This is a genomic window from Legionella cherrii (assembly GCF_900635815.1).
Taxonomy (GTDB): Bacteria; Pseudomonadota; Gammaproteobacteria; order Legionellales; family Legionellaceae; genus Legionella; species Legionella cherrii.
Genome location: NZ_LR134173.1, coordinates 2,717,465 through 2,733,719, shown reverse-complemented (window position 1 = coordinate 2,733,719; position 16,255 = coordinate 2,717,465). Strand labels below are relative to the sequence as shown.

The following is a 16,255-nucleotide window of genomic DNA, read 5'->3' as shown; positions in this document are numbered from 1 at the left end:
CTATTTATTCAATTATAAAAGACTATTGTTACTAAGACTATGTCCTCCTGCAATTTCTTGATGTTTCACTGCATCAATTAATTCAATAGAATTTGAAATTGATTTATTAGTTTTATCATTGGGACTAGAAAACAAGCCGCTCCAACAGCCTGGTTCGGGTGTATCAGCATGCTCCGGGGAAGGTGACGGTCCTAGTGTATCGCCCATCTGCACATAACTACCTGGTCCAGGTCCTGTAGCTGGTTTATGATCCCCAAAGGAGGAGTTAAGCCAGAATTCAAAGGCCAAAGCACCAAGCCCTACACAAACGATCAGCGAAAAAATAGTAATGGGGATTGCCATAGGAGGAAATATGAATATAAGAGTGGCTGAGATTGCGGTGACAAATGATATAGCAGATGATGTTGTAGCATAACCGCAATAAGCACTTTGTTTAGAATAAGAGGCATTTTTATCCAGTGGGTTTCTTAATTTATGATATTCGCCAACGGTCCATACCAGGTTACCCAGAAAAAAGAGCCAAGCTGCTGGAGGGAATAGAGCAGGGATAAAAACTGCGGCAACACTGAGGATTGTTGCACCTAACCCTATGAATGATGAATAAAAAAATTGTTCTTTTATTTGGGCAAAGCCATACCATTTTAGATAGTGTTCTTTATGATCTGGATGAAGAATGGATGCTGTAAGCCAAGAAAGATAAGCGAGTAAATAGATCCCCAGAGAAACAAATCTGAAAACAGCTGATACAATAGGAAAAGGCAGATATTGGAGCTTTGAAAGCAAAAAGCCAGCGAAGAATAAAATACCACTTGCTTTATCTAATTTCTGAGCTACAGTCATTCTATAAATAGTCCTGGAGAGTGTATAACCCTAAGCATTGTACCTTAATTAGACAGAAAAAAATAGTTCATTTTCAGACACTAAGAAGAGTCAGCATTGATGTCCTACATGGTCATAAGCGAGTCTAATTCAGTTTTTTCGATTCGAACTGCACTCGCAAAATTTGAATTAAGAATAATTCGTACAAGCAATCCTCCGCCCGAATTATTTAGAGCCATAATTTTACCATGATGCATTTTAATCGCACGAGATGCTATAGCCAAGCCTAAACCATATCCCCCAGTTTTTTTTGCTCTCGATGTATCGACTCGATAAAAGGGATTAAATATTCTCTCTAACTGATCGTCTGGAACGCCTGGTCCTTTATCACTAATTTCGATGCATACGTGTTCTTTTGTTTCATCATATTTTAATGATACAGTAACCTGTTCAGCAGCCGGTGAATAGTGCAATGCATTGCGAACCACATTTTCTATTGCTCTGTGAATCAAACGTTCATCGATTAATAAGTGACAAGGCTCGATAACTCCTGCCTGGACTCTGGGTGTAGCCTCACCAACCTCATAATTGGCATCTTCGATGATATGGAACAATAACTCAGAAAGATCGACTTCAGATAAATTAAGTTCCGTCGTTGATTTTTCTAAACGAGCAAAATCTAAAACTTCTGTAATCAATGCATTTAAACGAGAACATTCAAGCTCCATACGGTTGAATTCGGTATCCGCCAAATGTTGTGTTTTATTGCGCCCCAATTCAATGGCAATTTGTAGTCGAGCAAGAGGGGAGCGTAATTCATGAGAAATATCTTGCAGCAATCGTTCTTTTGAATTAACCAATCTTTCCAGTTGCTCTGCCATGCGATCAAATTCTTTACTTAATTGAGCAATTTCATCGTTATGATGGCCTCTTAAATGCCCGACACGCGTATTTAATTTTCCCGTTGCGATTGATTTTGCTGCCATGCCTAAAGAACGCAACGGCTGAGTTAAGTAGCGTGATAATAGATAACATATTAGCCCGCTGATAAATGTTGCTAAGATAAGACGAATAGCTAGACCTGCCCACGGTACACCAACAAAATGATAGATAGGTTTTTCACTAACCGCTGCAAGACGATAGAATTTTCCCGAAGTGGATAAAATTTCATGACTGACTATGAGCTTTCCTGACTTTAAAATACCTTCACTCAATTGATCTTGAAGCAGATTTTCAGCGACTTTCTTGACATTTTCTGGCGCTGCCTGTGTTCCAATAATTTCACCAGTACTGGACAATAAATAAATGGACATATGACGAGAAATGCCTATTTTATTGAGCCATTTTAATAAAGCAGCTTGCCTGCCTGATTCATAAGTAGCAACTGCTGCATTCGCATAGCTGTCCATAAAGAGTTGTTCTTGTGCGGGTAATGATGACTTTTGTACAATATGGCTGATGACCCATGCAGTAGTGAAAATAATAAGTATGGTGGCAAGCCAAAATGAAATAAAAATTTTCCAATATAGACTACGCATTAAACATATATCCAAAGCCACGAACCGTCTTAACTATGGGTTCGCCTTGAGGATTATCTCCTAACTTGTTTCTTAGGTTACTTATATGAACATCAATGCTGCGATCATAAGCGGTGTATTTTCGTCCAAGAGCATATTCAGTAAGCTCTTCTTTTGAGAACGCTTGTCCTGGTGACTTAATAAGCATTTCTAAAATATTAAATTCGGCATTGGTTAACTCAAGATAACTTCCGGCCATAGTTACATGACGTTTGGAACAATCAACAACAATATTATGTTGTTCAATGATCGGTCTTGAAGTGGGAATTTTTTGAGTACGTCTTAAGATAGCACGCAAACGGGCAACCAATTCACGTGGATTACAGGGTTTAGGTAAGTAATCATCAGCGCCAATTTCAAGACCCACGATACGATCGATGTCATCCCCCCGAGCAGTTAACATGAGTACAGGGGTTTCCAAATGCTCTCGAATTGCTTTTAATACCTCAAAACCATTTAATTTAGGCAGCATCACATCGAGAATAATCGCATCAAAAGTTTGATTTAAGGCCTTTTTTACGCCACTTTCACCATCATGGACACATACAGCGTTAAAACCCTCAGGCACCAAATATTGGGACAATAAATCCGTCAGCTCTGTATCATCATCAATTATGAGAATATTACCATTCATACTTCATTATGCCTTACGTTTATCAATACATTCCATTAACTTAATTCTTCTGGCATCTGCATTAATTATTCTAAATTCAAAAGAATCAATTGTAATGGTTTCGCCTCGTGAAGGTAAATGACCAAAACTATTCATTACAATACCACCAATTGTATCATAAAATTCATCACTAAAATCGGCATTGAGTTGTTCATTAAATTCATCAATGGGCATATGGGCTTTGACAATATAGTGCCCATCTTCATGTACTTTAAGGTAAGCATCTTCGTCGATATCAAACTCATCTTCAATATCGCCGATTATTTGTTCAATAATATCCTCAATGGTTACAAATCCTGAAACTTCACCATATTCATCCACAACAATAGCCATGTGATTTTTGTTACTACGAAATTCACTGAGCAAGCTATCGAGACGTCGGCTTTCAGGAACAAAAGCCGCCAAGCGACAAATATCCAACAAATCAAAGCTATCCAGATTAGACGATTGATAGCGTAGTAAATCCTTTGCATGGAGGATCCCAATGATTTCATCTGCCTCTGCAGCAATAACTGGGAACCTTGAATGGCCGGTTTGAGTTACAGTTTTTATAATATCGCAGAACTCATCGTTTTGCTTGATGCAAACCATTTGATTTTTAGGCAGCATAATATCGCGTACGCGCATCTTGGAAAATGAAATAGCCCCTTCGATCATTGCCAAAGTTTCTGCACTAATAAGAGAGCGAATTTGAGCGTCCCTTAATAAACTAACAAGTTCCTCTTGATTTTGTGGTTCTCCTTGTAAAAACTGTTTAAAGCGAGCAAACCACGTACTATTGTCTTCCTCTTTATTCAAGTTCAATACCCTCTGCGTCGTAAGGATTAGGAAACCCCAGTTCCGCTAACAATTTAATTTCAATAGCTTGCATTATAGTTGCTTCATCATCCTTAATATGATCATAGCCCAATAAATGCAATATTCCATGAATCAAAATCAATGCCCAATGGGCTTCCAAAGTTTTATTAAGCTGTTTACTTTCTTCGACTAATACCTGCGGGCAAATAACAACATCACCTAAGAGAGGGCATTCAAGTTGTATTTCAGGAGGCAAAGCACTGGGAAATGACAGTACATTTGTTGTCTTATTTTGTTTTCTGTATGTGTGATTTAAGTAGATCATCTCTTCTGGTGTAACGAGACGAATGGTCAGTTCAGCATCTTTTTGTTTATCCCGCAAAGCCAGATGTGCGAGACGTATTAATTCGTCTTCACTAACAGGTAAGGATTCATCAGTTGCATTTTGAATATCAATATAATAACTCATTATTTTTTTCCTGTTGATGCATTATCATAGCAGTCAACAATTTTAGATACTAAAGGATGTCGTACTACTTCCCGACTTGTGAACATATGAATACTAATTTCCGGTATTTTTTTGAATAATCCTACTGCATGGGCAAGTCCCGAATCAATACCCTTGGGTAAATCTACTTGGGTCATATCTCCAGTTACCACCGCTTTTGAACCAAAACCTATGCGAGTTAAAAACATTTTCATTTGCATAATGGTCGTATTTTGTGCCTCATCAAGAATAATAAATGATTCGTTTAATGTTCGTCCACGCATAAATGCCAAAGGTAAAACTTCGATTATATCAGTTTGAATTAATTTTTGTGTTTCTTTAAAACCTATCATTTCATATAAAGCATCATAAATAGGTCTTAAATAGGGCAATACTTTTTCAACCAAGTCTCCTGGTAGGAAACCTAATTTTTCACCTGCTTCAACTGCGGGTCTAACAAAAATCAATCTTTGTACTTCCCCTTTTTCAAAGCATTGTATTGCCTTAGATACAGCCAAATAAGTCTTCCCAGTTCCAGCAGGACCAACAGCAAAAGTTATGTCAGAGCGATCAATTGAATCGAGAAAATCAGCTTGTTTGTTATTTCGCGCAGCAATCGATTTTCGGCATAATTTAACGTGATGAACATTATGAATCATTATTTTTTGGTTTTCCTCAATAAAGTAATATATATTATGAGTATAGTATTTTTAATACTTTTTGACCTTGAAAAATATAGGTATGCAAGAATAGTGCAGAAAGCACATCTCCTGCAAGATTTATGCTACAATCATTCTTTTTGATATAACACGAATTCATGATCGATCTTCACTGTCATAGCAATTTTTCTGATGGAGTTTTAAGTCCAAAAGAACTTATACAAAAAGCGCAAAATCAAAAGATTAGGTGTTTGTCACTCACCGATCACGATACTGTTGCAGGTTATTCAGAGTTGCTTGAAGCAACCGCTGCGACATCCATTAAAATAATTAATGGCATAGAATTCAGTGTTCGATGGAAAAAGCATGAATTACACATCCTTGGTTATCAAATAAATCATACTGCAGATTTTCTGGAACTGATTGAGCGGCAAAATCAAAGTAGAGTCAATCGTGCGCAGCAAATTGGTAGCGCTTTAGACTCCCTCGGTATTTCGGATGCCTACTTAAAAGCCTGTAATTTGGCAGGTCATGAACGAGTAGGTAGACCTCATTTTGCACAGCTTCTCGTTAATGAAGGAATGGTTAGGGATCTTGCTGCTGCATTTAAACGTTTTTTAGGAAGAGGTAAGTGTGCCTATGTGCCTACTCCCTGGATTAGCCTTCAAGAAGCAGTGCAGGGCATTATCGCTGCTGGTGGTCAGGCAGTCATCGCTCACCCACTTAAATATGGATTGACGCGTTCTAAATTGCATGAGTTAATTAATGAGTTTAAAGAAGCAGGTGGAGTAGGAATAGAGGTCGTCTCGGGGGAAATGACAGTAACTGAAGTTAATGAAATGGCTGCAACATGTCTTCGTTTTCATTTATTAGGTTCTTCTGGTTCAGACTATCATAGTGATCGCACTTCACGTGTTAATCTTGGTGGTCAAAAACAACTACCAGCAAACTGTACGCCTATTTGGCATGAATGGAACATATAACAGGGGACTTTATGAGTCAGTTTTTTGCATTACATCCTGATAATCCGCAAGCTCGTTTGTTGAGAAAGGCGGTAAATATCATTGAGGAAGGTGGTTTAATTGTATATCCCACAGATTCAGGCTACGCATTAGGTTGTAGTTTGGGGAACAAGGCCGCGCTCGAGCGCATTAGAAAATTACGTCAATTGGATAAGAATCATAATATGACTCTTGTATGCCGTGATCTATCTCAACTTGGCACGTATGCTCGAGTATCAAATCCAATATTTCGATTATTGAAAGCATTCACACCGGGTTCCTATACTTTTATTCTTAATGCAACACATGAGGTTCCTCGTTTAATGTTGCATCCCAAAAGAAAGACATTAGGATTACGGGTACCTAATAACCTGATTACACTGGCACTTTTGGATTGTCTTGATGCTCCTTTAATGAGCACTACCTTAATTCTTCCTGGTGCCAAGGCTCCATTAAGCGAACCTGAAGCCATTCGAGATCTTTTGGGAAATCAAATCGATTTGGTTATTGATGGTGGTAATTGTGGGCATGAACCCACAACGGTAGTTGATTTAACTGGTGATTATCCAGTGATAATAAGGGAGGGTAAAGGTGATCCTGAGCCCTTTAGATAATTAATAATTAAAAAAAGAGGATATTGATGTCAGCACTATTTAGTTCCAATAAACGAGTTGTTTCTGGAATGCGAGTTAGCGGAAGATTACATCTTGGTCACTACCATGGTGTAATAAAAAATTGGATTAAATTACAACATCAATATGATTGCTTCTTTTTTGCGGCCGATTGGCACGGCTTAACAACACAATATGATGAACCTGGTTTTATCGAAAACCATTTATGGGATATGATTATTGATTGGCTGGCTTGTGGCGTAAATCCTGGATTATCACGAATATTTATTCAATCATGGGTGCCAGAACATGCAGAGCTTCATTTACTCTTATCCATGATTACACCTTTGGGGTGGCTTGAAAGAGTGCCCAGCTTTAAAGATCAGCAAGAAAAAATAAAAGAGAAGGATTTATCCACTTACGGTTTTTTAGGCTATCCCTTATTACAAAGTGCTGATGTTCTAATTTATCATGCCGATTATGTTCCAGTGGGCGAAGATCAGGTATCTCATATTGAGCTGACCAGAGAAATTGCGCGTCGATTTAATCATATCTATGGTAAGGAGCCTAATTTCGAAGAGCTTGCAGCTGAAGCAATTAAAAAAATGGGGAAAAAGAACAGCAAATATTATAGTGAATTACGTCGACAATTTCAGGAGCATGGGAATCACGAAGCGATTAAAACAGCACAGGCTCTTTTAGAAGATCAGTCTAATTTATCTATTGGCGATAAAGAGCGTTTATTAGGCTATTTAGAGGGTAGTGGTAAAATTATTCTACCAGAACCGCATCCATTACTGACTGAGACAGCCAAGATGCCTGGGCTTGATGGACAAAAGATGTCTAAGTCTTATCACAATACAATTATGTTAAGAGAGCCGCCGGAACAAGTCGAAAAAAAGGTATTGACGATGCCAACTGACCCAGCACGAGTCAAAAGAACCGACCCTGGGGAGCCAGAGAAATGCCCAGTTTGGCAATTTCATAAAATTTACTCAAATAATGAAGTGAAAGATTGGGTACAAAATGGATGTCGTTCTGCAGGGATTGGTTGTATTGAATGTAAAAGACCTGTTGTCGACGCGATTAATAAAGAGTTACAGCCTATCCAGGAAGCAATTTCTGAATATGAGTCTGATTTAAGTTCCGTGAAACGAATCGTTTCTGAGGGGAGTGAGGCAGCGCGAGAAGTGGCTAGTAAAAATTTAAGTACGGTCCGAGAAGTCATGGGTCTCGATTATTGATATCAGCTGTATGGGTGTCCTTAGAGTTATAATAATGACTCCCTGGCTTCACTGTTATTAAATAGAAACCGTCGTTCGCGCGAAGGCGGGAGTTTCTTTTTTGGGCAGCACAAGCCTGCCTTACGAATAGATTCCGGCAGGTCTTTTTGTGGGAATGACATAAATTTTTAGAATAATGACCGTAGGTTCAGGTTCATCCATTCTATTGTTGATTATGTCAATCTTTGAAAGTGGACTGACCAGCTGAATAAGAATGAGTTGTTAGCATGGATATTGAAATATCAAGCAATCCGGAAGTAAAAGCAATAGTTGATGGTAAGGAGCTCACAGAGCTTCCGGATGATTTATTTATTCCTCCAGATGCGCTTGAAGTACTGCTGGATTCATTTAGCGGCCCGCTCGATTTGCTTCTATATCTTATTCGCAAACAGAATATTGATATCTTAGATATTCCTATTATGAGTATTACTAAACAATATTTGCATTACATTCAATTAATGGAATGTAGACGATTGGAGTTAGCCGCTGATTATTTGTTGATGGCGGCAATGCTTGCAGAAATTAAGTCACGGCTATTACTACCAGCGCCACCTTCGAGTGATGAAGAGGAAGAGGACCCTCGAATGGCACTAGTAAGAAAACTACAAGCTTATGAACAAATAAAAATTGCAGCAGAGCTGCTTGATGGACTCCCTCGACAAGAGCGTGATCACTTTATGATTCAAGTAGTACCTTCAGAACTTGAAAGGATAATCGTGCACCCAGAAGTTACACTCGAGGATTTAATTGATGCAATGAAATCATTATTGAAAAGAGAAGAACAAATAAGTCATCATCAGGTCTCTCGTGAGGTGTTATCTGTTCGTGAGCGTATGAGCGATATTTTAATGCGGCTACAGGAACACAAGCTCTTGGAATTTAATCAATTATTTTCTATTAAAGAAGGTCGAATTGGATTGGTTGTTTCTTTGTTGGCCATTTTAGAGTTAGCACGACAATCACTGATTGTGATTACACAAAATGAACCATTTTCACCAATACATTTACAGGCAGCATAAAATGGATGAAAAGGAGTTAAAAAACATAGTGGAAGCATTACTCTTAAGCAGTAATGAACCCGTATCTCTTGATAGAATGTTAGAGGTCTTTGATGAGTGGCAAAGACCCACTAAAGACTATTTAAGTGTGATTATCAATGACCTAAAGGAGGAGTATGTATCTCGATCTTTTGATCTGGTACAAGTCGCAACAGGTTTTATTATTCAAACAAAAAAAGAGTACAGTAACTGGATTGCACGAATGCAAATTGAGAAACCCGCTAAATACTCGCGTGCTTTACTTGAAACTTTAGCCATTATTGCTTATAAGCAACCCGTTACTCGAGCAGATATCGAAGAACTGCGTGGAGTCGCAGTAAGCAGTCAAATAATGAAAACACTGCTGGAAAGAGAATGGATTCGTATTTCTGGTTATAAAAATGTAGCAGGTAAACCTGCTGTATATACAACGACGAGAGAATTTTTAAATTATTTTAATTTAAAATATTTAAATGAACTTCCAACCTTACCCGAGGTTATGGAAGCATTAACCTTACACAATCCTAACGAAGAGTATATTACCGAATGAGCAGCGAAAGGTTACAAAAAATACTAAGCCAAGCAGGTCTTGGGTCGCGACGAGAAATGGAGCGATGGATAGAGAATGGCTGGGTACAAGTGAATGGAAAACCGGTTAAATTAGGGGACTCAGCAAGTGCTGAAGATAAGATCACTGTAAAAGGAAAATTAATTCCCAATCCACTTAAGGTAAGACAAAATGTACGCATTCTTCTTTACCATAAACCCGTTGGAGAAATTTCTAGCCGCCATGATCCTAAATTTGAAAAAACAGTTTTTGATCATTTACCCCACTTAAGACAAGGTCGTTGGGTGCAAGTAGGACGTTTGGATTTGAACACTTCTGGGTTGCTTATCTTTACGAATAATGGTGATTTAGCCAATCAGTTAATGCACCCCAAATATGGTTTAGAAAGGGAATATGCTGTGAGAGTGCATGGTCAGGTGAGTCCTGAAGCCTTAAATAAGCTTCAAAAGGGAGTTGAACTGGAAGATGGAGTCGCTAAATTTACTCGTTTAGAATTTCGCGGCGGTGAGGGTGCTAACTCTTGGTATCATGTGACTTTAAATGAGGGGCGTAATCGGGAAGTCCGACGCCTATGGGAATCGCAAGGTGTCGAAGTCAGCCGATTAATACGTATACGCTATGGTCTATTAACTATGCCAAGGTACTTGTCACGGGGGCAGTGTTATGAATTATCCCCGAAAGAGGTTACTGAGTTTTTGGCTTCTTTACCAAAGGAATAATTGAAAAAGCTCGAAGTGTATCGACGCATAGACTGTAATTCCCTGAATACGCTGTGCTAATCCGGGCTATGAAACTATCAAAAATCTATTCTCATATTTGTAGGTTGGTCCTTGGCCCAACCTACATCTGATTTTTCACTCGATCTTAAACTGTATAGCTTTTCTTGCTAAAGGGTTTTAGTGACTCAGCAATTTGTTTGTATAATTCAGGAAGCCATCTGGGTTGAGCAAATGTAGATGTTGATGGCTTGCCTTTACGCAAATCATTTGGTGCAATAATGACTTGAATGTTATCTAGACCAACACGACGTGCCAATATAAAAAGCTGATCTATGGCCAGATCGCCTACAGCCAAACACCCCACGGATAAATTTTTACCATGAATAAAAATATTATTACCTAAGTTTCTTCTCCCATCTTGATAACCTTTTTGCTTATCAAAATTATTGGGATAATTAATCATCATGGATAAATGCATACTACTAAAAGGGTTGAAATTAACCAGTCTATAAACCCCTTCAGGAATTTGTTTGTCATTTTCACGTAACTTAGGTCCTAACCGACCACTAAAACCAGTTAACGGATAGTCGTGTATATGTTTCCATTTTTGATTGGTATTTTTAGCCCATAGCTCTACTTTTCTTTCTGATTTAAAAGCGAGTAAGGCGATCTCACTCGGAGGATAACTTACTTTTGCTTTGGAGAAATAAGATTTAAGCCGGGGTTCAACTCGTAAACCATAGCGTTTTATTGCTTTATCAACCGCTTGGTCCCAATTAAGTTTAGGGGCCATTGCATGGCAATTGAAACTAAGAATCATTATGGTAATAGATAATAACCGTTTCATATAAATATTAAAGTGCTGAATTATTGGCATATTATCAAAGATTAACCCAAAGAACAATTTAACCTCCAGATCGAATCAGGACTACGTAACCCTTTGTAATAATTTATTAATACATTAACTCTTATTCTTTTGTTTCAAAAGTAATTGTTTTTTAACAGGTAATGACAATTGTGTTGTAATGAAATCTGGACTTGTCGCTAAGTGTCCAATTGAAGGTAACAAACCATAATAATTTGGGCAGAGGTATGTGACGGTGCTGTCTTGATCAATTTTGTAAAAAACATACTTATTGCCACAATAATCTGGTTTTTCAAACAGAGCTACTTGCATTATGGGAGTGCCTTCCAACTTATTTTCTATAAAATATGCATTAATCCAAAGATTACTAATTACAATAAACGCTCCCACCACCATAAGTGAACTAATTAAGGCGTATGTGTATTTGAATGCGGGACCATTAACACTTAAATGTGAAATGACCTGTATCAAGGCAAGAAGCAATATAAGGAAATTAAATGAATAAATTCCTGCATTAAAATAGTTAAAATAAGTTCCAAAAATCTGATTTCCTGAAAACTGGAAATGAATTAGTAAGGCTATAAGGCTTAGCCAAAGAGATGAAATGATATAATAAATAGCGTTTCTTTTAATTCCAATAATAAAGAGTACTAGTGCAATTAATGGAAAAAGAGCTTGGATTAGTTTTCCCAGTGTATACATTCGAGCATACTCTCAAAATTAAATAGTATTTACTTTAAAACTCTATAGTTATAACAGTAATTTTTATAGATGTATAGATAATGACACGCTTGAAGGTATTTTTTGATTGACCATCACTCGACGAAATCAAATCACTGATAGAAACTGCTGAATGGAAGTTGGGGATGAGGAGAAGTAAATAAAGCAGAGATTTTAAATTACATTAAAATGTAGGAAATTGTTTGCATTTCTACAGCATTCAATAAAGAGTGCTTATTTGTAGGTGTTCGTTTGATTAGTTACCAAGGACTTCATCATTTTCTTTTATAAGGGTTAAGTAGGGCTCTGTCGGATAGATTGTTGTTTTAATCATAGTATCCGGTAATTTGATTTGTTTGACTGCAAAGGCGTGATTCTTTGTAAACAAATATTTTAATGGATTGAGTAGTTTTGGAAAATAACCTTGGTTACTCATCTGCTTGTTAGCGCGATTGGATGGATGAATGCTGCCTATCCATAAGGGCTGGTTCGATTCAAGTAAATTATAATTAGACTCCCAAACTCTTAACTCAAGCGTTAACTTAGTCTCTTGATCGGTATAGGTCATGACGAGCTGGGGCGCTTTATTTTCATATAATTGGGTAAATAAAGGGAGTTTAATACTGTTTGGTTGCTGATTCATACGCATAAGTAAGTTCATAAAAAATGAGTCTGTTTGTAATTTCCACCCATTCTCATTTAAACTATTTTGCAATGATTCTAAATTACCTGCGAATTGAAGGTTCAATAAACTGATTCTTTTGCCGATTCTACTGTATTGATACATAGGAAGAATAGGTTTTTCTTGCTCCCACCATGTTACTTCACTTAGAGTAAATTTTTTATAGTTGGGTGTGTGATTATAAGATAGCGTTTTAAAATTAATGTAGGTCGATGTGACTGAAGCTAAAAGAATGCCGATTAAAAGCGGAGAGATCATTAACAATGAATGTCTTGCTTTCTTGAGAGGGATATTCGATTTTCTATAAACCAAGCAGTGAATTAAACAAATTGTTGTACCTAAAAAATAGGATGACAACACGTCTGTGAGCCAATAATCTCCTAAATAGAGAGAGCCTAATCCACTAAAGCCCAAAATTACAAATAGGATTGATTTCAGTATATTCGTAAATAAGGTAAAGGTACTATTAATGTAAAATAAAATAAATCCGTATAATCCAGTAGCAATCAAAAGATTTGTTGCCGGAAAAGAGAATCCTGGAAGAGTCACTAAGAGTCCCGACGGTCTAGGACTATGAATCAGTGAGTTAAGTAATAGCGCCACCACACTGCTTATAAAAATCAGACTGCATAAATAAATAATCGCTCTTCTATTCTTATGGAAAATGAACCAGCAACAACAAATAATAAAAATGCTAATTATTGTTATTGTAGAGGTTAATTGGGTGCAAAAGATAAAAAATACTTTTAAGGACAATGTGTTAAAACTTTGTAAAAACAGATAGACAGGCAAATTAATATAAGTTAGGTATTGTGTTGTAACAGTTAAGCCAAGAAGAATCAAAAAACAGAGCATACAAACTACGGTTATTAGGACAAGAGCAGCTGTAGGATAATGGTTTGTTTCACTTTTTGGAGTAAATGCTTTGTATACATATGCCCATAGCGAGTTGTTTTTAAGCCTGAGCCAAAAATCATGTAAATAAGCCGTTAAAAAAGTATTTAACAACCGAATTAGTCGCTTTATAACTAAACTAATAACCCAGAGCCCTGCAAGTAAAACAAGTATCAATATAAATAAACGTGTCGCACTTTCTGCTGATAATTCGTGACTTGCTGCCCCGATTGCGACGCCAGGCATTACGTATAATAGAGACCAGCCAATTGCAGATAAGACATTAGCTACAAAAAAACGCCATTGCTTCATATGCAATATGCCAGCGATGACAGGAATAATTGAACGCAAAGGACCAACAAAACGACCAATTAATACACTTTTCCCACCATGTGTTTTAAAGAATTCCTTACCATATTCTATCCATTTTGGATATTTACTAAATGGCCAAATTTCAGTTAATCGATCGCTGTAATAATAACCTAAGGTATAACTTAGGCTATCTCCAGCAACAGCACCTAAAATAGCAGCCAATAAAGTCAAATCAATACGCATAATTCCAGAACCAGCGAGGATCCCTATAGCGGTCATAGTGACACTCCCTGGTACAATGCTGCCCACAATGGCTAAGGATTCTGTTAAAGAAATTAGAAAGGTAATGAATAAAGACCAGCGCGGGTTGTGTTGCAACCATTCTGTAAGCGGTTGTACATAGTCAACGAACAAATTCATATTGTGTTCAGGGATAAAATTGTTCTAGAAAATATTGCACGAAATGCTGATTAACTTGAGTGATTTGAACATCAGGAACGAAATGTTTTATTTGAGTCATTTCCATTTTTGCAAATCCACAAGGATTTATTCCTGAAAAAGGGTTTAAATCCATATCAACATTGAGCGCAATTCCATGATAAGTACAGCCATTTTTTACTCTTAATCCTATTGAAGCAATTTTTTGTTCTTTGACATATACTCCTGGCGCACCACAACGAATAGATCCTTCTATTTGATATTGTGCCAGGACAGAGATTAAAATTTGTTCCAATTTACTCACTAATGATCTGATCCCTAAATTTTTTCTCCTGATATCCATTAATACATAGGCAACTAGCTGGCCAGGTCCATGATATGTTACTTGTCCTCCTCGATCAGACTGCACTATGGGTATGGACTGAGGATTTAGTATGTGCTCGGGTTTGCCTGCCTGTCCCTGGGTATAGACAGGAAAATGCTCTAGGAGCCAAAGTTCATCGTGTGTTTCTGCATCACGTTTTTGGGTAAACTCTTTCATTAGCAGCCAAACATCATTGTAATCTTTAATACCTAGCTGTTGTATTTTCATTATAGAACCATTTTTACTTCGGGATGCTGAGTAACGGCTCTATAAAACGCATCAAGCATCTCTTGATTTTCAGCATAAACAGTCACTGTTATTGCCAAGTAATTAGAGTCTTTGCTCATCTTATGAGTCAATGCCTCATCTTCAATGTTAGGAAAGTGAGTGATAGTGATGTGTTTAATTTCCTCAAAAAAAACGGGCGAATTATTCCCTATTATTTTTATAGGAAAATAACAGGGAAATTCAATCAGAGTCGTTTTTTTCATCCTCAATCCTATAAATCTTAGGAACCAAACCAACGTTTGAAGGCTAAACGAATGGAGTCTTTGGTTCGAGTATAAAAACCGCCTGATTCGACATCTTGTAAAGCATAAAGAGGTCGGGTTGAGACGACGTTATTATCAAATTGAACCACTAAATCACCAATTTTATCACCTTTTTTAATTGGAGCCTCAAGGTATGATGGAACTTTAGTTGAAATGTTTAATCGTTGGTATTGCCCAGTAGGAATCGTGATAAATTGATCTTCAGTTAATCCTACAGTAACTTTATCCACTTTTCCTTTATAAAGAGGAAGCTCGGATATTGATTGTCCTGATTTGTAAAGCTGATGGGTTTCAAAAAATCTAAAACCATAATTTAATAATTTTTCACTGTCATCAGCACGGGAAGAGTCGCTTGGTTCTCCAAGGACTACTGCTAATAAACGCATGTTGTCACGTTTTGCAGAAGAGACGAGACAAAAACCTGCATCATTCGTATGACCAGTCTTAATACCGTCGACTTGATTGTCGCGCCATAATAAGCGATTTCTATTGGGTTGACGAATACCATTATAGGTAAACCATTTTTGTTTATACCAATCATAATATTGCGGAAAATCGATTATTAATGCTCTACCAAGAATCGCTAAATCCTTCGCTGTTGTGTACAAATTAGGATCGGGCAAACCAGTACTGTCAGTAAAATGGCTGTTTTTCATTCCAAGGTTTTGAGCTTGCTGATTCATCAGATCAGTGAATGAGTTCTCAGTTCCACCCACGTGTTCTGCCATTGCTACGCAGGCATCATTACCTGAGTCAACAATAATTCCCTTAAGCAAGTCTTCCACCGGGACTTGTTGTCCTTCTTTGATGAACATGCGAGAGCCACCTATTTTCCAGGCATCACGGCTTACACGCACACTATCAGTGAGGTGAATTTGTTCATGATGCAATGCATTGGAAATGACATATAAAGTCATCATTTTTGTTAGGCTGGCTGGAGGTAAACGCTCTTCACTGTTTTTTTCAGCAATGATTTTACCGCTGTTCACATCTATCAATATGTATGCTTTTGCATTAAGAATTGGAGGCGCTGGAGTTACTAAGGGTTTATTGTTCACTGTTGGAGAGGGTCTTTCCAAATCAGCAGTAGGTTTTGTAGGTAATGAACCTTCATCAGCAATCGAATTGGTTGATTGTACAAATAAGGTAATGATAAAAAGAGTGGTTAATAGAATAGACGTTGTTCTTGTCATGTTG

The 16,255-nt window shown here is 37.4% G+C and carries 18 protein-coding genes; 6 read left to right on the top strand and 12 right to left on the bottom strand.

What is annotated here, in order from left to right; all coding sequences use genetic code 11:
* Window positions 1-12: 12 nt before the first annotated feature.
* The 6 genes from EL022_RS11530 to EL022_RS11505 form a co-directional block, all read right to left on the bottom strand.
* The gene (locus EL022_RS11530) at window positions 13-840 is read right to left on the bottom strand and encodes a membrane protein (protein WP_028380425.1); all 828 of its coding nucleotides are present in this window, start codon (window positions 838-840) and stop codon (window positions 13-15) included.
* Between the two features lie 104 nt (window positions 841-944).
* The gene (cpxA, locus tag EL022_RS11525; protein ID WP_028380426.1) at window positions 945-2,357 is read right to left on the bottom strand and encodes a two-component system sensor histidine kinase CpxA; all 1,413 of its coding nucleotides are present in this window, start codon (window positions 2,355-2,357) and stop codon (window positions 945-947) included.
* Window positions 2,350-3,030, bottom strand: a complete 681-nt coding sequence (gene cpxR, locus EL022_RS11520; protein WP_028380427.1) for a two-component system response regulator CpxR — start codon at window positions 3,028-3,030, stop codon at window positions 2,350-2,352. The genes cpxA and cpxR overlap by 8 nt, the downstream gene beginning before the upstream one ends.
* 6 nt (window positions 3,031-3,036) lie before the next feature.
* Window positions 3,037-3,873 carry an HlyC/CorC family transporter gene (locus EL022_RS11515; RefSeq protein ID WP_162151242.1) on the bottom strand — a complete coding sequence of 279 codons (837 nt, stop codon included), beginning with the start codon at window positions 3,871-3,873 and terminating at the stop codon, window positions 3,037-3,039.
* Window positions 3,860-4,336 (bottom strand): rRNA maturation RNase YbeY, encoded by a 477-nt coding sequence (ybeY, locus tag EL022_RS11510; RefSeq protein WP_028380429.1) that lies wholly within the window; start codon window positions 4,334-4,336, stop codon window positions 3,860-3,862. The genes EL022_RS11515 and ybeY overlap by 14 nt, the downstream gene beginning before the upstream one ends.
* The gene (locus EL022_RS11505; protein WP_081776853.1) at window positions 4,336-5,013 is read right to left on the bottom strand and encodes a PhoH family protein; all 678 of its coding nucleotides are present in this window, start codon (window positions 5,011-5,013) and stop codon (window positions 4,336-4,338) included. The genes ybeY and EL022_RS11505 overlap by 1 nt, the downstream gene beginning before the upstream one ends.
* Before the next feature lie 158 nt (window positions 5,014-5,171).
* On the opposite strand from EL022_RS11505, the gene EL022_RS11500 reads away from it, so the two are divergent.
* The 6 genes from EL022_RS11500 to rluB all read left to right on the top strand — a co-directional run bounded on the left by EL022_RS11500 (window position 5,172) and on the right by rluB (window position 10,232).
* Complete coding sequence (locus EL022_RS11500; protein ID WP_028380430.1) at window positions 5,172-5,996, top strand: PHP domain-containing protein; 825 nt, start codon at window positions 5,172-5,174, stop codon at window positions 5,994-5,996.
* Between the two features lie 11 nt (window positions 5,997-6,007).
* Window positions 6,008-6,628: an L-threonylcarbamoyladenylate synthase gene (locus EL022_RS11495; RefSeq protein ID WP_028380431.1), complete on the top strand. Its 621-nt coding sequence runs from the start codon at window positions 6,008-6,010 to the stop codon at window positions 6,626-6,628.
* A gap of 26 nt (window positions 6,629-6,654) precedes the next feature.
* Window positions 6,655-7,869: a tryptophan--tRNA ligase gene (locus tag EL022_RS11490; protein WP_028380432.1), complete on the top strand. Its 1,215-nt coding sequence runs from the start codon at window positions 6,655-6,657 to the stop codon at window positions 7,867-7,869.
* Window positions 7,870-8,135: 266 nt separating this feature from the next.
* Window positions 8,136-8,927: a segregation and condensation protein A gene (locus tag EL022_RS11485; RefSeq protein ID WP_028380433.1), complete on the top strand. Its 792-nt coding sequence runs from the start codon at window positions 8,136-8,138 to the stop codon at window positions 8,925-8,927.
* A 1-nt stretch (window position 8,928) separates the two neighbouring features.
* Entirely contained in the window at window positions 8,929-9,495 is a 567-nt protein-coding gene (scpB, locus tag EL022_RS11480; RefSeq protein WP_028380434.1) for an SMC-Scp complex subunit ScpB, read from the top strand.
* A complete protein-coding gene (rluB, locus tag EL022_RS11475; protein WP_028380435.1) occupies window positions 9,492-10,232 on the top strand; it encodes a 23S rRNA pseudouridine(2605) synthase RluB in 741 nt (246 codons plus the stop codon). The genes scpB and rluB overlap by 4 nt, the downstream gene beginning before the upstream one ends.
* A 145-nt stretch (window positions 10,233-10,377) precedes the next feature.
* Here the strand turns inward: rluB and EL022_RS11470 are convergent, their stop codons facing one another.
* The 6 genes from EL022_RS11470 to EL022_RS11445 all read right to left on the bottom strand — a co-directional run bounded on the left by EL022_RS11470 (window position 10,378) and on the right by EL022_RS11445 (window position 16,251).
* The gene (locus EL022_RS11470; RefSeq protein WP_035900620.1) at window positions 10,378-11,025 is read right to left on the bottom strand and encodes a L,D-transpeptidase family protein; all 648 of its coding nucleotides are present in this window, start codon (window positions 11,023-11,025) and stop codon (window positions 10,378-10,380) included.
* Window positions 11,026-11,193: 168 nt separating this feature from the next.
* A complete protein-coding gene (locus tag EL022_RS11465; RefSeq protein ID WP_028380437.1) occupies window positions 11,194-11,799 on the bottom strand; it encodes a hypothetical protein in 606 nt (201 codons plus the stop codon).
* A 274-nt stretch (window positions 11,800-12,073) separates the two neighbouring features.
* Window positions 12,074-14,125, bottom strand: a complete 2,052-nt coding sequence (locus EL022_RS11460; protein WP_028380438.1) for a VTT domain-containing protein — start codon at window positions 14,123-14,125, stop codon at window positions 12,074-12,076.
* A 7-nt stretch (window positions 14,126-14,132) separates the two neighbouring features.
* A complete protein-coding gene (gene lipB / locus EL022_RS11455; protein WP_028380439.1) occupies window positions 14,133-14,735 on the bottom strand; it encodes a lipoyl(octanoyl) transferase LipB in 603 nt (200 codons plus the stop codon).
* Window positions 14,735-14,998 (bottom strand): HP0495 family protein, encoded by a 264-nt coding sequence (locus tag EL022_RS11450; protein ID WP_028380440.1) that lies wholly within the window; start codon window positions 14,996-14,998, stop codon window positions 14,735-14,737. The genes lipB and EL022_RS11450 overlap by 1 nt, the downstream gene beginning before the upstream one ends.
* Window positions 14,999-15,015: 17 nt before the next feature.
* On the bottom strand, window positions 15,016-16,251 hold the full coding sequence (locus tag EL022_RS11445; protein ID WP_028380441.1) for a D-alanyl-D-alanine carboxypeptidase family protein: 1,236 nt from the start codon (window positions 16,249-16,251) through the stop codon (window positions 15,016-15,018).
* Window positions 16,252-16,255: the final 4 nt, after the last annotated feature.

Coding starts and splice junctions, on each gene's coding strand:
- EL022_RS11530 (WP_028380425.1), bottom strand. CDS start 840: ATGACTGTAGCTCAGAAATTAGATAAAGCAAGTGGTATTTTATTCTTC.
- cpxA (WP_028380426.1), bottom strand. CDS start 2,357: ATGCGTAGTCTATATTGGAAAATTTTTATTTCATTTTGGCTTGCCACC.
- cpxR (WP_028380427.1), bottom strand. CDS start 3,030: ATGAATGGTAATATTCTCATAATTGATGATGATACAGAGCTGACGGAT.
- ybeY (WP_028380429.1), bottom strand. CDS start 4,336: ATGAGTTATTATATTGATATTCAAAATGCAACTGATGAATCCTTACCT.
- EL022_RS11505 (WP_081776853.1), bottom strand. CDS start 5,013: ATGATTCATAATGTTCATCACGTTAAATTATGCCGAAAATCGATTGCT.
- EL022_RS11500 (WP_028380430.1), top strand. CDS start 5,172: ATGATCGATCTTCACTGTCATAGCAATTTTTCTGATGGAGTTTTAAGT.
- EL022_RS11495 (WP_028380431.1), top strand. CDS start 6,008: ATGAGTCAGTTTTTTGCATTACATCCTGATAATCCGCAAGCTCGTTTG.
- EL022_RS11490 (WP_028380432.1), top strand. CDS start 6,655: ATGTCAGCACTATTTAGTTCCAATAAACGAGTTGTTTCTGGAATGCGA.
- EL022_RS11485 (WP_028380433.1), top strand. CDS start 8,136: ATGGATATTGAAATATCAAGCAATCCGGAAGTAAAAGCAATAGTTGAT.
- scpB (WP_028380434.1), top strand. CDS start 8,929: ATGGATGAAAAGGAGTTAAAAAACATAGTGGAAGCATTACTCTTAAGC.
- rluB (WP_028380435.1), top strand. CDS start 9,492: ATGAGCAGCGAAAGGTTACAAAAAATACTAAGCCAAGCAGGTCTTGGG.
- EL022_RS11470 (WP_035900620.1), bottom strand. CDS start 11,025: ATGGCCCCTAAACTTAATTGGGACCAAGCGGTTGATAAAGCAATAAAA.
- EL022_RS11465 (WP_028380437.1), bottom strand. CDS start 11,799: ATGTATACACTGGGAAAACTAATCCAAGCTCTTTTTCCATTAATTGCA.
- EL022_RS11460 (WP_028380438.1), bottom strand. CDS start 14,125: ATGAATTTGTTCGTTGACTATGTACAACCGCTTACAGAATGGTTGCAA.
- lipB (WP_028380439.1), bottom strand. CDS start 14,735: ATGAAAATACAACAGCTAGGTATTAAAGATTACAATGATGTTTGGCTG.
- EL022_RS11450 (WP_028380440.1), bottom strand. CDS start 14,998: ATGAAAAAAACGACTCTGATTGAATTTCCCTGTTATTTTCCTATAAAA.
- EL022_RS11445 (WP_028380441.1), bottom strand. CDS start 16,251: ATGACAAGAACAACGTCTATTCTATTAACCACTCTTTTTATCATTACC.